This is a genomic window from Streptomyces flavofungini (assembly GCF_041028215.1).
Lineage (GTDB): Bacteria > Actinomycetota > Actinomycetes > Streptomycetales > Streptomycetaceae > Streptomyces > Streptomyces flavofungini_B.
Genome location: NZ_JASKYR010001342.1, coordinates 1 through 1,503, shown reverse-complemented (window position 1 = coordinate 1,503; position 1,503 = coordinate 1). Strand labels below are relative to the sequence as shown.

Annotated in this window: 2 protein-coding genes and 1 pseudogene; all 3 read left to right on the top strand. The window is 72.9% G+C overall.

Features of this window, described 5'->3' with window-relative positions; translation table 11 throughout:
* Nucleotides 1–172: 172 nt before the first annotated feature.
* Nucleotides 173–952 carry a type II secretion system F family protein gene (locus tag AB8Z36_RS40935; RefSeq protein ID WP_369218413.1) on the top strand — a complete coding sequence of 260 codons (780 nt, stop codon included), beginning with the start codon at nt 173–175 and terminating at the stop codon, nt 950–952.
* A 248-nt stretch (nt 953–1,200) separates the two neighbouring features.
* A complete protein-coding gene (locus AB8Z36_RS40930) occupies nt 1,201–1,338 on the top strand; it encodes a DUF4244 domain-containing protein (protein WP_369218412.1) in 138 nt (45 codons plus the stop codon).
* Nucleotides 1,325–1,503 (top strand): annotated as a pseudogene (locus AB8Z36_RS40925) (TadE family type IV pilus minor pilin); the annotation flags it as partial. The gene AB8Z36_RS40930 and the pseudogene AB8Z36_RS40925, both read left to right, overlap by 14 nt.

Genomic DNA, 1,503 nt, shown 5'->3' with positions numbered 1-1,503 from the left:
TGCTCGCGGGGCTGCCGGTGCTCGGACTCCTGATGGGCGGCGCGCTGGGCGCCGAGCCGCTGCGGGTGCTGCTGCACACGGGCGCGGGACTCGGATGCCTGGCGACGGGCGGGGTGCTCGAAGGTGCCGGGGTGTGGTGGGCGCTGTGGATCGTCCGAGGAGCGGAGGAGCGATGAGCGATATCCACAGGCTGGGGGTAACGATGTGGGGAAGCACGGCCACGCTGTGGGTGGTGTGGACGCTGCTGACCGCACGGCGGGAGAAGGCGGCGCGGCATCGGGCCGGAGCGGTCCTTGGCGCGGGTGGACCGGCCGCGCGGCGCGCGAGGCGCTGGCCTGGCGTGCGGGGCCGGGCGCGCGCCTGGCTCACGGTGACCGGCACGGCGGGCGCGGTCTACGCCTTGGTGGGCGGCGTCATAGGACTGCTCGCGGCGGTGGCGGCGGGATACGGCGCGTGGCGTTGGCAGCGGGCCCGTGTGTCTCCCCGCGACCAGCGGGATCGGAGCGAGGCCACGGCGTCACAACTTCCGCTGGCGGCGGACCTCTTGGCGGCGTGCGTGGCGGCGGGGGCGAGCCCCGTCGCGGCCGCCCGGGCCGTCGGCGAGTCGCTGCGGGGTCCGGTGGGCGAGCGGCTGGCACGAGGGGCCGCGGAAGTGCGGCTCGGCGGTGAACCGGGCGAGGCGTGGCGTCACTTGCGGGCGATACCGGGTGCCGTACCGCTGGCCCGCCTGCTGGAGCGCGCCGACGAGTCGGGAACGCCGGCCGCGGAGCCGGTGGCACGCCTCGCCGCGGACTCGAGGGCCGCGCGAGGCCGGGCGGCCACGGCCAGGGCACGGCGGGCGGCGGTCCTCATGACAGCACCCGTGGGCCTCTGTTTCCTCCCGGCGTTCGTCGCGGTCGGCGTGCTGCCAGTGGTGATCGGACTGGCGGGAGGGCTGCTGAACGCGGGGTGATCAGCGAACCGACGTCACATCACGACAAATCGACAGCAAGCAGCAGAGCAACAGCGGATCGACAGCGCACCGGTAACCAGCTGGATCAACAGCGAAGCAGAACCAGCGGGACAAACAGCGAATTAGAACCAGCGGGACCAACAGCTCACCAAAACCATTGGGGGACGGACATGTTCGGACAGAGGCGTAACGCTCGATGGCTGCTACTGCGGCGGCGGATTCGGGCGGCGGCGGGCCGGGACGCGGGAATGGTGACGTCCGAGTACGCGATGGGGCTGATCGCGGCGGTGGGATTCGCCGGGCTGCTCTACAAGGTGGTGACGAGCGGGCAGGTCAGGGCGGCGCTGCAGGCGATCGTGGAGAAGGCACTCCATGCGCAGTTCTGAGGGGCGGAGGGCGCCGTGGTGGCCGGGGGTCCGGCTACCACGCCGCTGCCGGGACGCGGGTTTCGTGACGGCGGAGGCAGCCGTGGTGCTGCCGACGCTCGTCCTGTTCGCCATGGCACTTCTCTGGACGCTGCTCGCCGCGTGTGCGCAGGTCCAGTGCGTGGA